The sequence below is a fragment of the Niallia sp. FSL K6-0212 genome (genome assembly GCF_038007605.1).
Taxonomy (GTDB): domain Bacteria; phylum Bacillota; class Bacilli; order Bacillales; family Cytobacillaceae; genus Niallia; species Niallia circulans.
Window position 1 is genome coordinate 1,728,935 of sequence record NZ_JBBOXL010000001.1, and the last position, 18,267, is coordinate 1,747,201.

General features: G+C 35.5%; 13 protein-coding genes and 1 pseudogene. 10 read left to right on the forward strand and 4 right to left on the reverse strand.

Annotation, left to right across the window (positions count from 1 at the left end; genetic code table 11):
- Positions 1-127 precede the first annotated feature (127 nt).
- Entirely contained in the window at positions 128-1,774 is a 1,647-nt protein-coding gene (locus MHH96_RS08210) for an ABC transporter substrate-binding protein (protein ID WP_061801088.1), read from the reverse strand.
- Between the two features lie 97 nt (positions 1,775-1,871).
- Here MHH96_RS08210 and MHH96_RS08215 point away from each other — a divergent pair, with 97 nt between their 5' ends.
- Positions 1,872-3,128, forward strand: coding sequence for an MDR family MFS transporter (locus MHH96_RS08215; protein WP_047943368.1), 1,257 nt, complete (start codon positions 1,872-1,874; stop codon positions 3,126-3,128).
- A gap of 62 nt (positions 3,129-3,190) precedes the next feature.
- Here the strand turns inward: MHH96_RS08215 and MHH96_RS08220 are convergent, their stop codons facing one another.
- On the reverse strand, positions 3,191-4,375 hold the full coding sequence (locus MHH96_RS08220; protein WP_047943369.1) for a DUF4317 domain-containing protein: 1,185 nt from the start codon (positions 4,373-4,375) through the stop codon (positions 3,191-3,193).
- A gap of 214 nt (positions 4,376-4,589) precedes the next feature.
- Between MHH96_RS08220 and MHH96_RS08225 the strand changes: the two genes are divergently transcribed.
- The gene (locus MHH96_RS08225) at positions 4,590-5,234 is read left to right on the forward strand and encodes an SDR family oxidoreductase (protein WP_328283231.1); all 645 of its coding nucleotides are present in this window, start codon (positions 4,590-4,592) and stop codon (positions 5,232-5,234) included.
- Between the two features lie 496 nt (positions 5,235-5,730).
- Here MHH96_RS08225 and MHH96_RS08230 read toward each other — a convergent pair whose 3' ends face one another.
- A complete protein-coding gene (locus MHH96_RS08230) occupies positions 5,731-6,216 on the reverse strand; it encodes a DUF2812 domain-containing protein (protein WP_328282912.1) in 486 nt (161 codons plus the stop codon).
- A gap of 323 nt (positions 6,217-6,539) precedes the next feature.
- Here MHH96_RS08230 and MHH96_RS08235 point away from each other — a divergent pair, with 323 nt between their 5' ends.
- The 7 genes and pseudogenes from MHH96_RS08235 (at position 6,540) to licT (ending at position 16,007) form a co-directional block, all read left to right on the forward strand.
- A complete protein-coding gene (locus MHH96_RS08235; protein ID WP_047943372.1) occupies positions 6,540-7,229 on the forward strand; it encodes a GntR family transcriptional regulator in 690 nt (229 codons plus the stop codon).
- A gap of 41 nt (positions 7,230-7,270) precedes the next feature.
- Positions 7,271-8,356 (forward strand): mannonate dehydratase, encoded by a 1,086-nt coding sequence (uxuA, locus tag MHH96_RS08240; RefSeq protein ID WP_047943373.1) that lies wholly within the window; start codon positions 7,271-7,273, stop codon positions 8,354-8,356.
- Between the two features lie 123 nt (positions 8,357-8,479).
- Positions 8,480-10,006 (forward strand): annotated as a pseudogene (locus tag MHH96_RS08245) (MFS transporter).
- Between the two features lie 15 nt (positions 10,007-10,021).
- Positions 10,022-11,440, forward strand: a complete 1,419-nt coding sequence (gene uxaC, locus MHH96_RS08250; RefSeq protein WP_047943375.1) for a glucuronate isomerase — start codon at positions 10,022-10,024, stop codon at positions 11,438-11,440.
- Positions 11,441-11,695: 255 nt separating this feature from the next.
- Complete coding sequence (locus tag MHH96_RS08255) at positions 11,696-13,603, forward strand: beta-glucoside-specific PTS transporter subunit IIABC (protein ID WP_047943376.1); 1,908 nt, start codon at positions 11,696-11,698, stop codon at positions 13,601-13,603.
- A 35-nt stretch (positions 13,604-13,638) separates the two neighbouring features.
- Positions 13,639-15,060 carry a 6-phospho-beta-glucosidase gene (locus tag MHH96_RS08260; RefSeq protein ID WP_047943377.1) on the forward strand — a complete coding sequence of 474 codons (1,422 nt, stop codon included), beginning with the start codon at positions 13,639-13,641 and terminating at the stop codon, positions 15,058-15,060.
- A gap of 116 nt (positions 15,061-15,176) precedes the next feature.
- Complete coding sequence (gene licT / locus MHH96_RS08265) at positions 15,177-16,007, forward strand: BglG family transcription antiterminator LicT (RefSeq protein ID WP_047943378.1); 831 nt, start codon at positions 15,177-15,179, stop codon at positions 16,005-16,007.
- 277 nt (positions 16,008-16,284) lie between these two features.
- Here licT and MHH96_RS08270 read toward each other — a convergent pair whose 3' ends face one another.
- Positions 16,285-16,461 (reverse strand): hypothetical protein, encoded by a 177-nt coding sequence (locus tag MHH96_RS08270; protein ID WP_156485495.1) that lies wholly within the window; start codon positions 16,459-16,461, stop codon positions 16,285-16,287.
- A 340-nt stretch (positions 16,462-16,801) separates the two neighbouring features.
- Between MHH96_RS08270 and MHH96_RS08275 the strand changes: the two genes are divergently transcribed.
- Complete coding sequence (locus MHH96_RS08275; protein WP_047943379.1) at positions 16,802-18,211, forward strand: TerD family protein; 1,410 nt, start codon at positions 16,802-16,804, stop codon at positions 18,209-18,211.
- Positions 18,212-18,267: the final 56 nt, after the last annotated feature.

Sequence of the window (18,267 nt, forward strand, 5' to 3'; positions counted from 1 at the left end):
CTTTCCATAGAGTCCAGTAGTTTCTCTTTTTATATTGCCTTATCTCCTAGAACTCTATGTGCTGTTTTTGCTTAGTTAATAAAACGATGCATAAAAAAATCCTGAGAATGTCTCTTTTCTATACCACTCATTCCTTCGGCCGAACCCACACTTTTGAAAAATCTACATAGCCAAAATGGCTAATTTTAATATTGCTTATATCGGTTGAAAATGGAATATATCGCTTTTGATAATAAAGGGGAATCATAATCGATTGATTAATCAATTCTTTTTCGATTTCTAGATTTAAAGCTGTCCATTGTTCAAATGGTGTTTCCTTATATTTACCCATTAAGTTTGTAAGTGTTTCATTATTTGCTATCATTTGGGAAAGTGGGGAAAACCCATTCATTAAAAAGTGGTAAAAGGAAAAATCCTGATTGAATTCAAAAACTTCTCCATGTACGAAAAGATCTACGTTTAATGTCTCGGGATGCTTTGTTAATATATCAGCAAAGGAAAACCATTGAATATCTGTAGGGATATTTTCTTTTGCGAATATTTCTGCAAGCCATTGTGTAGTATTAGCAGTATGTCTGGCACCTCTTATCACAATTGGTTTAGAAAATATTGGCCGTTCTACTTCAGAAATAGTCAGCTGTTGATTTTGGCCGACTATTATACTCTTATCATTCGGTATTAGTCTTGGACTTAGGTTACCAATAGTATGACGGTTTTTAGCGATAATCCAATGAAGGTAATCTCTTACTTTCTTCTGTCTAATAGCAGAATCTCTACAGGAGTTCATTACGATAATACCAAACCCCGAGTCGCTTTCTACTTCGAAGGAGGAAGAGGTATTCTCCTCCATAGGAGAATGATAGATTCCTTTAAAATCCTCAGGCACTTGAATGAATTCTACTACATCAATTAATGGTCTTTCTCGAAAATGATCTTGAAAAGCAGTTAAAGTTGTCTGCTTATCACTGTTTTGTTGCAGGATAAAGTAACCAGTGCCCAATAGTTTTTCATTCGTCTCTCTATAGATGCTTGCACACATCATACTAAGCATAGGAAGGATATAGCTGCATCCATTGGGATGGAGAATATCGAGTATAAGTGGAGACTTTACTTCAATTCTTTCGACAGGTGTCCATAAATCTTTGTAATAAGCATGTGCCCGAAGCTTGTCAAGACATTCGGCCACATCATTTGCTGTCAGAACAGAACCGTCATGAAATTTAATGTCTTTTTTTAGATAGAGTCTTAATTTAGAAGGGGTGCTATCCCAACTATGGGCAATTTCAGGTAATACTTTCCCATCTTCTGTATGAGTGACAAGCCGATTAAACACATTTGCCACTAAATGCGCACTGAAGACATCTCCAGCCTCAAGCGGATGGACGGAATGGAAAGGATATCTTTTTGGTACGATTAATTTATCATTTGACTCTTGGACAAAGCCAAGTTTTGTGTGAAATTTATTCATTAATCTCATTTTACTGTTTGTGGACCAATCATACATTAAGTATTTGCTTGTTTGTTCTACTGGTTCCAGATCAAATCGCTTTAAAACTTCTTCCTCGTAAGAAGTTTCTACCTCTTTTTTCCATAACAAAGTTGAGATGTTTCCGCGTCCTCGTCCGGGTGTAAATGATAGCCAGCCTTCCTCCATCCATTTTTTTAAATAACGTGTTGTTTGTTTCGAGCTCAATTGCAAGGTTTCAGAAATTTCCTCCATTCGAATACTGCCAGAAGGATAATATCTCCAAAGTGTAAGTAATTTGTTATCCATTCTTTTTCCTCCTAAAAGGGGACATTGTTTTGTTAATTGTCTATTTTTAGAATTATTCGTCTAGTTTAATATACAGTAATAACAAGGGGGAGACAACATGAAATGGAAGGAATTACCGCGAAATATCAAAGTTAGGATGATTACCTCTTTCTTTAATCGGGCGGTATCATCAGCAGTTATGCCATTTATGGCTTTATTCTTTACGCAGGAATTAAACCAAATTTGGGCGGGCTTATTTTTGATCACTACTGTGGTTATCGGATTTTTGATCAATTTAGTTGGAGGATATATTTCTGATCGCTTTCCGAGAAAAAAGGTTTTAATGATAACATCCTGGCTGAATGCATTCTTCTTTTTAATCATGACGATCAGTCTATTTCCGACCAATAAAATAATTGTATTGTTTGCTTTGGCATACGTTGGATTTATTATCACAAGCAGTCTAGGGCGACCAGCAATGCATGCGATTATTATTGATTCCACAACACCAGAAAATCGAAAAGCTATTTATGCGCTCGATTACTGGCTGATTAATTTATCGATGGCTATTGGGGCAGCACTTGGAGGACTTTTATATTTGAATCATCAGAAAGAATTATTCATCATGCTGACTTGCACATCTACATTGATTCCAATTGCCTACGGGGTTTGGCTGCAGGACAAGTTCACAGATCAGTTACAGAAAAAGCACAAGAATGTCTTGGTTGACTTAATCAGCAATTACAAAGTGGCATTTAAAGATACAGCCTTTGTAAAAGTGGTTACAGGCTCCACCTTTATTTTTGCAGCTGAATTTTCATTAAATAGTTATATTGGGATTCGCCTTGCTGAAACTTTTGAAGCAGTTCGTATTGGGAGTTTTGAAATTGTTGGGGTACGAATGCTAAGTATATTAAATATAGAAAATATGCTGCTCGTAGTCTGCTTTACTTTTATTATTAATCGGTTCACAGATAAGATGAATAAAAAGAATGCTTTAATAACAGGTCTTATTATATATGGAATTGGATATGTGACTGTTACTTCGGCAAATACGTGGTACATGCTCGTTTTATTTAATTTGATAGCAACGATGGGCGAATTAATTTATTCACCGATTCGAAATGCAGAGCAGGCGAATATGATTCCAAGCGATAAACGTGGATCATACTCTGCTTTTTCCAACCTATCATTTAGTGGAGCAGATTTAATTGCAAGAGCTAGTATTATTATCGGGGCATTCTTAATTCCAACAATGATGTCTGTCTACATTGGCTTCATTGTAATGGTGGGGACTATTCTTATTTATACAGGATTATTCGCGAAAACCATAAAAGTAAACAAGCTAGTCAATAAAGGCGTTAGTGGCGACTAGAGCAGTAAGTTCAAAATAGATTTATTGGCTTCTTCTTTATAAAGAAGAAGCCTCTTTGAATCTTAGTCTTCTTCTGGACTTCCGCCGAAGGCTTCGGGAATCATTGTAAATCCTTCGATTACGGTGTCTTCTTCGACTTCAATCATCAAGTAGCGTTTGCCGCTAAATTCGATTTGCTTCACATATCTTAAGTCAGGAGGGCTGATGGCAATGTTAGCAATCTTGGTGCTGATCTTAATCGATTTTGACGTGAATTTTGGCAAGATATTACTTGCTTTTAATTCATATTTATCATCATCAATAATTTTTTTGAAGGCAAACTCGACTTTTTCTGGACTAATGTCCTCTACGCCGCTCATCTTTAAGACTTGTTCCACGTCTTTGGAGTCTAATTTTGGAACCTCTTCTTCTTCATTTTCGACAATCATTCGGTTAATTTCCTCATAAACATTGGAAAGAGTAGAGGTGCTCAATTGATCGCCAGTCACATCTTTAATGATTTCCTCAAACACAATTTTATCATCTTGAGCAGTCATCATTTCCTCGCCGTTGAGAACTTCTTCAATAAATTGGTAATCTGGCTCATGGATCTTGCCAGCAGCATAGAGAATATGATTAACATCTGCTGCGTTATCTGTGAAGCTTGGGAAAAGAAATCCACCCATTGGCGCATTTAGATTAATAATGGGGTCAACAACAATATTGTATTTAAATTCTTTCTCTACATAGTCAAAAAGCAATTCTTTTTTTGGCTCTTGGGTGTTGTTGATACTGCATAAAATGAAAGGATGAGAGAAAACTGTATCTCGGTCACTTTCTTCAGACTCTTCACTGCGGCGCTTCTTTGGCTTTAAATACTCACCGCGAATAAATGTGATGACAATATCTTTGTCATATTGTCTGCTATTAAGCATCTTGTCTACCAGCAGCAGCATTTGCTCTTTCCAATCCTCTGTTTCAGAGCTAAGTAATCCTTTATGTAAAATAAGCTGACTATTATTTTCTGCCTCTCTTTGAAACTTTAATTCAAACAGCTTTTCATCCAAATTACCAGCAAGTAATTTCTTGAAATTATGTAAAAATAATTCTTGTTGATCTTGATCAAGCATGCCAAAGGGCTGACTTTGATAATGAAATATATCACTTGATTCTTTCATGACATAAACATTAAACATATCTGTTATTCTAAGTAGATCATTATTCATTTTGAATTGTTTTCGGATGTTTGCTATATCTTTTTTATTCATTTTAAGTTACACTCCTATGTTACTTTGAAAGTAAATGATGGATGTTTGATAAGCCTTAGACTTTGAGCTCTGTATTTACACTCAATTTAGTCATTCATCCATTCTATCATATTTGGTTTCCCTATTATAAGAAACAACATGTTCTTTTGTATTATTTGAAAAAGAAACAATTGGATGAAATAATAGTAGAAAATGGATTAGAAAGGAGTTTGCTGTGAAAGTATTAGTGGTTGGAGCAAACGGGCAAATAGGTAAACAGCTTGTGACATTATTACATGAAAGTAATGAGTTTTCTGTTAGAGCATTGGTAAGAACAGTAGAACAGCAGAAAGCGTTTGAAAAAATCGGAGTAGAAACTGCTTTAGGTAATTTGGAAGAAACGGTGGAACAGCTAGAGTCTGCAGTGAAAGGCTGTGATGCCGTCGTATTCACAGCAGGTTCAGGTGGGCAAACGGGGTATGATAAAACATTATTGATTGATCTAGATGGTGCTGTGAAAATGATGGAGGCAACAAAGCGTGCAGGGGTAGAACGGTTTGTAATGGTTAGTGCGTTGCAGGCACATCATCGAGAAAACTGGAGTGAACAAATTAAACCATATTATGTAGCAAAACACTATGCCGATCGTATTCTTATGGAGAGTGGATTAACCTACACCATTATTCGTCCGGGTGGATTAACAAATGATGCTGGCACTGGTTTGGTTACAGCTGCTGAGAATCTAGAAAGAGGAATGATCCCAAGAGAAGACGTAGCAGCGACAATCATGGCTTCTATAAAAGAAAAAAATGTGTTTAATAAATCATTTGATTTAGTTTCTGGTGAAACGGAAATGGAGAAAGCAGTGAAGAATTTATAAAGAGTCATTAGTGGAGCAGCGTTCTATGCAGCTTGTGGGTTTGGCTGAAAAGAGTGAAGTTTTGGCTGATAAAACGGAAATTTGGCTGAAAAGAGTGAGTTTTTGGCTGATAAATCAGAAGTTTGGCTGAAAAGAGTGAAGTTTTGGCTGATAAATCGGAAGTTTGGCTGAAAAGAGTGAGTTTTTGGCTGATAAATCAGAAGTTTGGCTGAAAAGAGTGAAGTTTTGGCTGATAAATCAGAAGTTTGGCTGAAAAGAGTGAAGTTTTGGCTGATAAATCGGAAGTTTGGCTGAAAAGAGTGAAGTTTTGGCTGATAAATCAGAAGTTTCGCTGAAAAGCATTAATTTGGCATTGGAAACCTGCCAGTTTTAGCTGGAAAACCAAAAGTTAGCTCGGAGTACTCATACCCAAAAGGCCAACAAAGGCAGGTCAAATAGACGCAATAACATATAAAATAGGTTATTTCTAATTAAAGCGATAATTTCTTGTTCCTTTTTAGAATATAAATTTTTTAGTAAGAGGAAATCCAATAATAAGGAAGAGAATTCCTATAACAATGAAACCAGTATTTAATAGGATATTAAATACTGGTTTGTCTCTTAGAAAAATGACTTGGAGGCCGGAATAAAGAAAAATTATGGCTAGAATATACCAGATAAAGTTAATTCTTTGATAATGTTCCATTTGGGAATCAATATCTGAATATATAACGAACTTTCCTAAGGCAGCATCTTTTCGAAAATAGTGCCATCTGTTGGCTGATGCGATATGTTCCACATTTAATGCTAGATTATTATTTTTTGGCGTACTCTCTTTTAGAAATGCGATTCTGTAAATAAAATTACCAGGAATGTAGTCTTCCAATAAATAAAACCCTTTGGAAATTTCTTTAAGCGCATACTCTTTTTTACACATTTTATTTAACCATGCTTCTTCTTTTTCAATATTAAAAAAGAAATTTTTATAAATACTTCTGTTCACTTTTTTTCATCGTATTGTTTCCTCTCTCCGGTTCTGTTTTAGCATTTCATTCTATATCAATAATTATTTAATAATTCACATAATAGTTCATTATTTCTAATAAAAGTATAAATATATTGCAAAAGCTGTTAATGGAATTGTCACATTTTAGTACTATTTTTGAATTGTATTCCAAAAGAAATGAAGTTATAATGTACTTAACTACCATATTAGTATATTAATATGTTTTAAAGGAGGCGATTATTGAAATTATTGAAAATGAATGACATTTAACCCTCCTTTTTATATACTAAAAAAATATAAAAAGGAGAAGAGGGTCCCTCATGTCAAATAATAGTGCGAAAGTATTTGCTTATAACCAATTGAAAGATGAAATTTTAAAATTAAAGCTTATACCTGGTACAAAAATCAGTGAAAAAATTATGTCAGATGAATTGCAGGTTAGTAGAACACCTATTAGAGAAGCATTTATAAGATTAGCGCAAGAGGAGTTATTAACGATTGTTCCGCAGAGTGGTACATTTGTCTCTCTAATTAACCTTAGCCTTGCCGAAGAAGCGCGCTTTGTTCGTGAGATAATTGAGACAAATATCGTTGGTTTATGCTGTGAGAATATGACTGATGAAATTTCCCTGAAGTTAGAAATGAACTTAAAGATGCAAGAAATGCTGGCAAGTAATGAAGTAGGAAAACAGGAAAAGGAAAAATTCTTCGATTTGGATGAAAATTTTCATAAGGAACTTTTTATTTGCTGTGGCAAAGAGCGTACTTGGAAAATGATTCAGGATATGGCTGGCCATTTGAATAGATTTCGCTTATTAAGATTAAAAGACATAAAGGATTTAGACTGGGAAATATTAATTAGTCATCATAAAGAAATTTATGAAGCAATCTTAGGTGGAAATCGGACAAAAGCAGAACAATTAATGTCTGACCATATGAGATTAATGCTTTCTGAAAAAGGCGTTTTATTACAAGAGTTTCCTGAATATTTTTATCCGCAGCAATACTAATGGAAAAAGTATGATGGTGCGACAAAGGAGGAAAACAAAATATGCAAATGACGTTTCGATGGTATGGAGAAGGGAATGACACCATCACTTTAAAACAAATACGCCAAATTCCAGGGGTTAAAGGGATAGTGTGGGCTCTGCATGATGTACCTGTTGGAGAAGTCTGGCCGGTGGAGCGTATTGCGGAAGTAGTAAATCAGGCGAAGCAGTATGGATTTCATACAGATGTTGTTGAAAGCGTTAATATTCACGAGGATATAAAACTAGGATTAAATTCAAGACAGCAATATATTGATGCATATAAAGAAACATTAAAGAATCTTAGTCAATTTGGCGTAAAAGTAGTATGTTATAACTTTATGCCTGTCTTTGATTGGCTGCGTACAGATTTATTTAAAGAAACAGAAGATGGCAGTACGGCGTTGTATTTTGATGCTGCAAAAGTCATTTCTCTTACACCTGAGCAAGTAGTGAAAAATATGGAAGAAAATACAAAAGAGTTAACGCTGCCTGGATGGGAGCCAGAGAGACTAAAAGATTTACAGCACTTATTTTCTTTATATAAAGATGTATCTGAAGTGGATTTGTTCGATAATCTGGTATACTTTCTAGAAGAAATTACTCCTGTTGCAGAGCAATGTGGAATTAAAATGGCTATTCATCCGGATGATCCGCCTTTTTCTATCTTTGGGTTGCCGCGGATTGTCAAAAATAAAGAAGATATCGAACGGATTTTAACTAGCGTAGACAGTCCAGCAAACTGTTTAACTTTTTGCTCTGGCTCACTTGGAGCAAATCCAAGTAATGACTTAGTTGATATTGTGAAAACATTCACTAATAGAATTCCTTTTGCGCATATTAGAAATGTAAAGCACTTTGAAGATGGTAGTTTTATAGAAACTTCTCATCGTGCGGAGGATGGGTCTGTACCTATTACTGAAATTGTAAATGGGTTATATGAAAACGGTTTCGTTGGATATGTTCGACCTGATCATGGGAGACATATTTGGGATGAAGTTTGCAGGCCGGGGTATGGGTTATATGATCGTGCGTTAGGGGTAATGTACTTATTAGGCGCATGGGATACTAATAAAATTTTAACAAAAGAGAAAATGCAAAAAATATAAATGGTTTAAAAGATAATAGGAAAAGGAGAGGTTCCTGACACTTTCCTTTTTCCTATTATACTTTCAAATAAATGAAAACGTTTTACCTATATTCGTATTGATAATAAATAGGAGGCGTTAGAAATGGAAAAAAAGCAAAAGGATGTTACGCTTGCAAGGAGTATTGGATACGGCTTAACAGATATGATGGGCGGAGGGGCTTTTACCATTATAGGAGCATGGCTTTTGTTTTTTTATACAAGTTATGCTGGTTTGACGCCAGTTCAAGGTGCTTCTATTATTGCAATTGCTCGTATAGTAGATGCAGTCGTCAGCTTATTTATGGGAAGCTTTTCAGACAACTTTTTAAAATTTAAGTTAGGAAGAAAATTTGGACGGCGAAGATTTTTCTTATTGATTGGTTCACCACTAATGCTTGTATATGTATTACTCTGGACTTCCGGAATGAATTATTTATATTAACTTCTTACTTATTTAGCATTTGAGATTATTGCAGCGATGGTTTTAATTCCATGGGAAACACTCCCTTCTGAAATGACAACGGACTTTAATAAACGAACGAAATTATCAACTGCTAGAATGTTTATCTCAGGACTTGGAACCTTTTTAGCCACATTTATACCTGGGCAGCTCTTTAGTATTTTAGGACAAGATAATTCCCTTGCTTTCTTCATTAATGGTGCCTTTTTTGCAGTTGTTTTTGCTATATGTGTGTATATTTCTTTCCGTTCTACATGGGAACGAGAAGTTTCGCCTGAAGAATTACAACTACTGATAAGCCAGAAGAAAGAACGAAAAAATGGTTTAAAGGTAGTGATACAAATGTTTGTGGACTTTGCTTCCACTTTCAGGGTGAAAAGCTTTCGTAAGCATTTATTAATTTATATTTGTTCGATGACAGCGAAAGATGCTTTTAACGCAGTATTTGTATTCTTTTGTGTATACGCTTTAAATAGTACTTCCACTGTAGCAGCGAATCTACTTTCATTTAGTATTATTGGGCTACCTGGAGCTATTCTATATGGATTTTTAATGATTAAAATTGGACCAGCAAATTTATTTAAAATATCGTATTCTACTATGATTCTGTGTTTATTAGGATATGGGGCGGTTTATTTATATCATCCTAGTAATCTAATCCTCGTATTAGGGGTTATTTCCTTCTTGTATCAAATTGGAAGAAGTATGCTGGAATTCGTTCCTTGGAATGTCTTTCCGTTTATTCCAGATGTAGATGAAATGATTACAACGAAAAGAAGAGAAGGAATCTTTGCTTCTGTAATGACGTTCTTTAGAAAGTCTTCTGTTGCACTTGCGACCTTTTTAGTTGGAGCCATCTTAGAGAAAGGGGGATTTGTACAAGGCTCGGCAACGCAGCCACAGAGTGCTGTTGATACTATAATGTATATCATGATTATTGGGGTAGGTCTTTTGCTTTTTATTTCATTAATTGCAGCATTCACCTTTAAATTAAATAAAGAAACGCATGGAATTCTTGTAGAGGAAATTGAACGTTTAAAGAACAACGGTTTAAAAAAGGATGTAGATCCAAAAACGAAGAAAGTGGTCGAATCCTTAACAGGTTATTCCTATGAAAAGCTTTGGGGTGGAAAGACAGATGAAGATTTAACACAAGTAAAGATTAATTAAGAGGAGGATAACAAAATGAAGACTTTTATGGATAAAGATTTTTTACTGCAGACAGAAACAGCGAAAACATTATTTCATGATTATGCGGCGACCATGCCAATCTATGACTATCATTGTCATTTAGACCCAAAGGAAATTTATGAGAATCGAAGATATGAAAACATTACAGAGCTGTGGCTGGAGGGGGACCATTATAAATGGCGTGCCATGCGTGCTAATGGTATAGATGAATTCTATATAACTGGAGATGCAGACGACTACAGTAAGTTTGAAAAATGGGCTGAGACTGTAGAGAAGTTAATTGGAAATCCACTTTATCATTGGACGCATTTAGAGTTAAAACAATATTTTGGAGTGGAAGCAATTCTAAAACGAACGTCAGCAAAGGAAATATGGGAAACTTGTAATCGCAAAATACAGAGTCCAGACTTTTCAGCAAGAAGCTTAATTGAAAGGTCAAATGTAGCTCTTATTGGTACTACAGATGATCCGATTGATGATTTAGTTTTTCATAAGTTATTACAAGAAGACAAAACTTTTTCAACAACTGTTTTACCAGCATTTCGTCCAGATCATCTAATGGCTATTCAAAGCAATTATTGGGCGGAGTATGTTGAAAAACTAAGCAATCTTACAGGAGTAGAAATTACGAGTTATAGCACTTTGATGGAGGCAATAGATCATAGGATAGATTATTTTCATGAGATTGGCTGCAAATTGTCTGACCATAGTTTAGAAATGGTCGTATATGAATCAGCAACAAGGGAAGAGTTGGATATGATAGTAAAAAAGGCGTTGACTGGTGAGGCTATTACTCTAAAAGAAAATAATCAGTTTTTGACTAGTTTACTTGTCAGCCTTGGTAAAGCATATAGCCAAAGAGGATGGGTGATGCAATATCATATCGGAGCATTAAGAAGTGCCAACTCTCGTTTATTTCAAACAATTGGTGCAAATATAGGCTGTGATTCGATGCAAGATAGTCCTATTGCTATTCCATTAGCGAAATTATTAGATGAGCTGGATCGAGATGGCAGCCTGCCAAAGACAATTCTGTATGGATTAAATCCGAATACTAATGAAGTTTTAGCAACAATGGCTGGAAATTTCCAAGAAGGTGGAATTCCCTCTAAACTACAATTCGGATCTGGCTGGTGGTTTAATGATCATATTGATGGCATGGCAGCACAAATGAAAACACTTGCAAATCAAGGGCTATTATCGAGATTTATTGGAATGCTGACAGATTCGCGCAGTTTTTTATCTTATAGCCGTCATGATTATTTTAGAAGAATTCTATGTAATCTAATAGGGAATTGGGTGGAAAATGGGGAGTACCCAAATGATATGGAATGGCTCAGTCAAATTGTTCAGGATATATCTTACTATAATGCTCAGCGCTATTTTGATTTTCAGTTAAAAATGGATTATTAATTGAAAGAAAATAAATAGGAACTTAAATAAAAAAATTAATTTTTCTAAAAAGAAAGCGTTGACATGTATAACGAGACGTGATAAATTACAGATATCAAATAACAAAACTTAAAAGTTCCGTGAAGGAATGTTACCTTAAGTGGGCATAACCTGAACTGACTAGAAAAACATGCTATTGTTTTGCGTGTATTTTAGTCAGGTCAGGTTTTTTTATTTGTAAAAACCAAATTCCATAGCTGAAGGAAGGGTAAAAAAATGAAATATGAGCAATTAGCAAAAGATATCATTGCGAATGTAGGTGGAAAAGAAAACGTTTCCAGTGTTGTGCACTGTATTACACGTCTCCGCTTTAAGCTTAAAGATGAAAGTAAAGCGAATACAGAAGTCCTAAAAAATATGGATGATGTTGTAACTGTCATGAAAAGCGGCGGTCAATATCAAGTCGTTATCGGCAACCATGTTCCAGATGTATACAAAGCAGTTGTTTCAGTAGGAGGTTTCCAGAGCCAGCAGCCTGTAGAGGAAGAGGAAGGTTCTAAAGGTTCACTTTTCAATCGATTTATCGACATGATTTCAAGTATTTTCACGCCAGTTCTTGGTGTTTTAGCAGCTTCAGGGATGATTAAAGGGTTTAATGCACTATTTCTATCAACAAAATTGTTAACGGAATCATCTGGTACTTATCAAATTTTAAATGCCACAGGTGACGCACTATTTTATTTCTTACCAATCTTCTTAGGATATACTGCGATTAAGAAATTTGGAGGAACACCGTTTATTGGAATGGCGATAGGGGCTGCATTAGTTTATCCAACCTTATCCACTTTAACGACGGGTGATCCATTATATACTTTGTTTGGAGGTACATTATTTGAATCGCCGATCCATGTTACGTTTTTAGGGATACCAGTAATTTTAATGAGTTATTCTTCTTCGGTTATCCCAATTATTTTATCGACATTCTTTGCATCTAAAGTAGAGAAATGGCTAAGAAATGTCATTCCTGATGTAGTGAAAACATTTATTGTGCCATTATTTACATTAGTGATTGTAGTTCCAGTCACATTTCTTGTTATTGGGCCTATTGCAACATGGGCAAGTACATTAATCGGTCAAGGATCTTTATTCTTATATAATTTAAGTCCCGCTATTGCAGGTTTATTGATTGGTGGATTCTGGCAAGTGCTTGTTATTTTCGGTCTTCATTGGGGATTAGTGCCAATTGCTATTAACAATGTAGCGACACTTGGCTATGATACGATTTTATCTCCAGTCTTCGCAGCGTCTTTTGCACAGATCGGGGCAGTTCTTGCAATTTTGATCAAAACAAAAAATCAAAAGTTAAAAACATTGAGTTATCCAGCGTTTATTTCCGGTATCTTTGGTGTAACGGAGCCAGCTATTTACGGAATTACCTTACCTTTAAAGAAACCATTTATTATTAGCTGTATTGGTGCAGGTATTGGTGGTGCTATTGCCGGGTTAACAGATGTAAAGGGTTACATCGTTGGTGGTCTTGGAATTTTTGGTATTCCTTCTTATATTACACCTGAGGGAATCAATATGAACTTATGGGGAGCACTTATTTCCATCATTGTTGGCTTTATCGTAGCGTTCTTATTGACATTGTTCTTTGGCGGCATTAACAAAGGCCAAAATTCAACAGGAAATACTACAGCATCGAACCAAGTAGCAGCAACAAAGGTAGAAAAAGAGGAAGTGTTAAGCCCCCTAAAGGGCGAGGTAAAACCTTTATCAGAAGTTAAAGATGAAGCATTCGCATCTGGTGCACTTGGCCATGGAATTGCTATTGAACCGAGTGAAGGGAAATTATATTCTCCTGCTGATGGGACGGTTTCTGCTTTATTTCCGACGAAACATGCAATTGGGATTACAACAGATACTGGTGCAGATATTTTGATTCATATCGGAATGGATACTGTGCAATTAGAAGGCCAGCATTTTACTGTACACACCACACAAGGTGAGTTAGTGAAAAAAGGACAATTGCTTATTGAATTTGATATAGATGAAATAGCTAATTCCGGCAAGCCTTTAACGACACCAATTGTGATTACAAATTATAGAGAGTTTCATTTAGAGGTAACAGATAAAAAACAGATTCAACAAGGAGATTCTTTATTCCACCTCGAAACTAAGTAAAAATAAGTAAGAATTATGAGAAAGGATGAGACATTATGGCATTTCCAAAAGGTTTTTTATGGGGCGGTGCAATTGCCGCTAATCAAGCAGAAGGAGCCTATTTAGAGGATGGGAAGGGCTTAACTACGGTTGATTTATTGCCAACTGGTAATAAAAGATTTGAAATTATGATGGGCAAGCTTCCTTCCTATCAACCACTGGAAGGGGAATTTTATCCTTCGCATGAAGCGATTGACTTCTATCATCGTTATAAAGAAGATATTGCTCTATTTGCAGAAATGGGATTTAAAGCATTGCGCTTATCGATTTCATGGGCTAGAATTTTTCCAAATGGAGATGACGCTGCTCCAAATGAAGCGGGATTGAAATTTTATGATAATGTTTTCGATGAGCTCTTAAAATATGGAATCGAGCCAGTCGTAACCATTGCTCATTTTGATGTACCAATAAATCTAGTAAAGAATTATGGCAGCTGGAAAAATCGTAAATTAGTCGATTTCTTTGAAAAATATGCAACTACCTTATTTGAGCGATATAAGGATAAAGTGAAATATTGGATGACCTTTAATGAAATCAATATGCTTTTACATTTACCGTTTGTTGGAGCAGGTTTGGTATTTGAAGAAGGAGAAGATAAGCTTCAAGTGAAATATCAAGCAGCCCATCATCAATTGGTTGCTAGCAGCTTAGCGGTAAAAGCTGGGCATGAGATAAATCCTGAGATGAAAATTGGCTGTATGCTGGCGGCCGGTCAAACGTATCCATATTCTTGTAATCCAGATGATGTCTTGGATGCAATGGAAAAGGATAGAGATTCTTTCTTTTTCATAGACGTTCAATCTCGTGGGAAATATCCTGGCTATGCGAAAAGGTTTTTCCGAGATAAGAATTTAAAGATTGAAATGGAAGAACAGGATGAAGCGTTATTAGAGAAATATACCGTTGACTATATAGGCTTTAGTTATTATGCAAGTCGTACGACAAGTACAAATCCAGAGGTCAATAAGCAGACCTCGGGTAATGTGTTTGGTTCTATTGAAAATCCATACTTGGAAAAGTCGGAATGGGGTTGGACGATTGATCCTAAAGGTTTCCGTATCACTGCAAATCAATTGTATGATCGCTATCAAAAGCCGCTATTTGTAGTAGAAAATGGGTTAGGTGCTGTCGATATACCTTCGGAAGATGGAGAGGTAAAGGACGATTATCGGATAGATTATCTACGAAAGCATGTTATAGAAATGTCTGAGGCCATAGAGGATGGTGTAGAAATGATCGGATATACGAGCTGGGGGCCAATTGATATTGTAAGTGCTTCTACTGGTGAAATGAAAAAACGCTATGGTTATATTTATGTAGATAAAGATAACGAAGGGAACGGAACATTAGAGCGATCAAAGAAAAAGAGCTTTGATTGGTATAAAGAGGTTATTGCCTCCAATGGAGAGAATGTATAAAGGGAAATAGGAAAGTTGATTTTTCAGCTTTCCTTCTTTCCTATTTTTAAACCATACTATCACGATCACTTATCCATGATAAGGAAAAAAAGCCATATTAAACTACAGGTGGTCAAATGAAAATAGAAAAAGTATATAACAATAATGTAATTGCTGCATTTAATGAAAAAGACGAAGAATTAGTAGTAATGGGAAGAGGGATAGCTTTTCAAAAGAAGCCTGGTGATTTAGTGGAAGAAGCAAAAATTGAAAAAATATTTGCTTTGAAAAATAATGATATGTCGGAAAAGTTTAAAACACTTTTATATGAAGTACCTGTTGAATATATCGAAATCACAGAGGAAGTCATTAAGATTGCTAGCAGCAGGCTAGGCAGAAAGTTAAATGATAGTTTTTATATCTCTTTAACAGATCATTTGCATTTTGCTGTTCAGAGAATCGAAAAGGGGTTTGAAATTAAGAACGCTTTATTATGGGAAATAAAAAGATTTTATAAGGAAGAGTTTGCTATTGGTTTAGAGACCATTCAACTAATGAAGGAGAAATTAGGCATTGAGCTGCCAGAAGATGAAGCTGGTTTTATTGCGATGCATCTAGTTAATTCAGACCTGAGTCAAGAAATGCCTAATATCGCGAACATCACAAAGGTTATGCAAAATATATTAAATATTGTTAAATACCATTATAAGATGGAATTTGACGAGGACTCTTTAAATTACTTTCGATTTCTTACTCATTTGAAGTTCTTTGCGCAAAGACTCTATAGTAAGACATACATGGATGATGACGATCCATATCTATTCGAAATGGTGAAACATAAGCATAGGGAAGCTTTTATATGTACGGAAAAAATAAATGAATATATTGAAAGTCAATTCAATTATTCTTTAACAGATAATGAAAAGTTATATTTAGCTATTCATATACAAAGAGTTGTTAATCGTTAGTTTCTCCATTAAGAGAATTTAGAGGTTATAGGAGATCAACTGTCCATAAAAATTTGATGGTTCACATTAACCATCAGTGAGGAGGAAGCACCTCCCGCTGATAGAAGTTTTAATATATTGAAGATAAGTTAAATCATTTAGGCTTTGTTCAAATAAAATGTTGTTTAGAAAGCATGCCATAGAGAAACAAGGATAGAAAGCATTCATCTTTTTGCCAAAAACATTCATTGAACAAAGCCTTAAATGAAGAAGATATAGAATTTTATATGATAAATGATTACTGTGTAATCGATTGATCTGTAATATCTTTTTCCTCTGCTTGTTCCTCTGTGGTGTCTTCTTGTAATTTCTCGTATTCTTTTCTTACCTCTCCGCAAGTGATGCATATACCACTGTAATAATAATTATATTTATGATATTTTCGTATCTTACAAATAAGGGAACCAAATAACATACATAACAACTCCTTTACCTTTTCCATTCTACCGTACAAGAGAATTTTGTTCGGTTAAATAACCGTTACGAACCTACCAAATTCATGACAAACATGTCTTCTTCATCTTTTTTATGACAAACCTCCAAAAAAACATTACAAATTAGAAGAGAAAAGGTATAGAAAGAATAGAGATATTGAGGAATTGCTAAAAGAGGAAACTTTTTCATGGTTTATATCGTAAAAGGTGTAGTTGTAATACAACTGTAAATGAATATACGTACAATTACCTAGATAATGCTGTAAAATAATAGTTATCGATAGTTGGAAGAAAATGATTGTAAAAAAGGAGAGGTTCTTTGTGGGGGTCATGCTTAGCAAGGGTCAAAAGATAGATTTGACAAAATCACATCCTGGGTTAAGTAAGGTAGTAATTGGTTTAGGGTGGGATATCAATCAACATGGTGCCAACTATGATTTAGATGCGTCAGCTTTTTTGTTGGGCGATAATCATAAAGTATGGAGTGATAATGATTTTATTTTTTATAATAACCCAACTGGTCCTAACGGATCGGTAGTATATAGCGGGGATAACCGGACGGGGCATGGCGGAATGGATGACGAACAAATTCGAGTGAATTTATCCCAAGTACCTGCCGCTATTCAACGCATTGCTTTTACCATTACCATTCATGATGCGTATAATAAAGGACAAAATTTTGGTCAAATATCTAATGCCTATGTCAGAGTTTTTAATGAGGGAGATCAAGTAGAACTTCTTCGTTTTAATCTTGGAAGAGATTATACAATTGAAACTGCTATTGTTGCAGCCGAGTTATACCGTCATCACGGAGAATGGAAATTTAATGCTGTCGGAAGTGGCTTTCAAGGTGGACTAGCTGTCTTATGCCGCAATTTTGGAGTAACAGTTGATGATGAACCGCAAGCACCTGCTTATCCTAATGAATCTATCCAACAAGCTTATCAAGAACCTAATAGGCCTTATTACCAGTCATTTGAAACGCAAACTTATCCGGCTTTTAGCAGCGGGGCTTATCAGCCAAACGGGCAACCTTCTTATTCAACAAATACGCATCCACAAATGTATGGACAAGCTGCTGTCAATGACGCATATTCTAGTGATCATATGCAGTGTATGAGATGTAGAAGTACCAATGTCCGTACCGGTGAAAAAGGCTTTGGGATTGGCAAAGCGGCAATTGGTGGATTGATTTTAGGACCTGTCGGTTTATTAGGTGGATTTATTGGAAAAGGACAGCTGAAAATAACATGCAATAGTTGTGGCTATAGTTGGTCTCCATCTCAGACGGATTATGCAGAATGGGGAAGGCAGCAGAAACAAAGAGCTAGAGATATCTTTATGCGCTATAAAAATCCAGAAGTATTAGACGCTGTTGTTGCTGCATGTGCATTAGTAGGTATGGCTGACGGAAGATTGGACCATACGGAAGAACAAAAAATGATGGAGTTTATCCATCAAAGTGAGGAATTACGTGTTTTTGATACAAATAAAGTAATTCAGCAATTTAATTACTTTGTCCGAAAAATAGAATACGATCAAATTATTGGTAGAGCCGAAAGCTTTCGCGCACTAGGAAAAGTTCGCTCAAAGCCAGAGATTGCTAGACTTGTAGCTCGGTATTGTATTGCGATTGGATATGCAGATGGTCATTTTGATCAAAGGGAAAAACAAGTGGTGACGGAAATTTGTCGAGAATTAGGTTTAAACCCACAGGAATTTTTATCTTAAAAAATGGCAATGCTTGATATAGAAGCTAGATGAATAAGAATGGATTGGTTACTAGT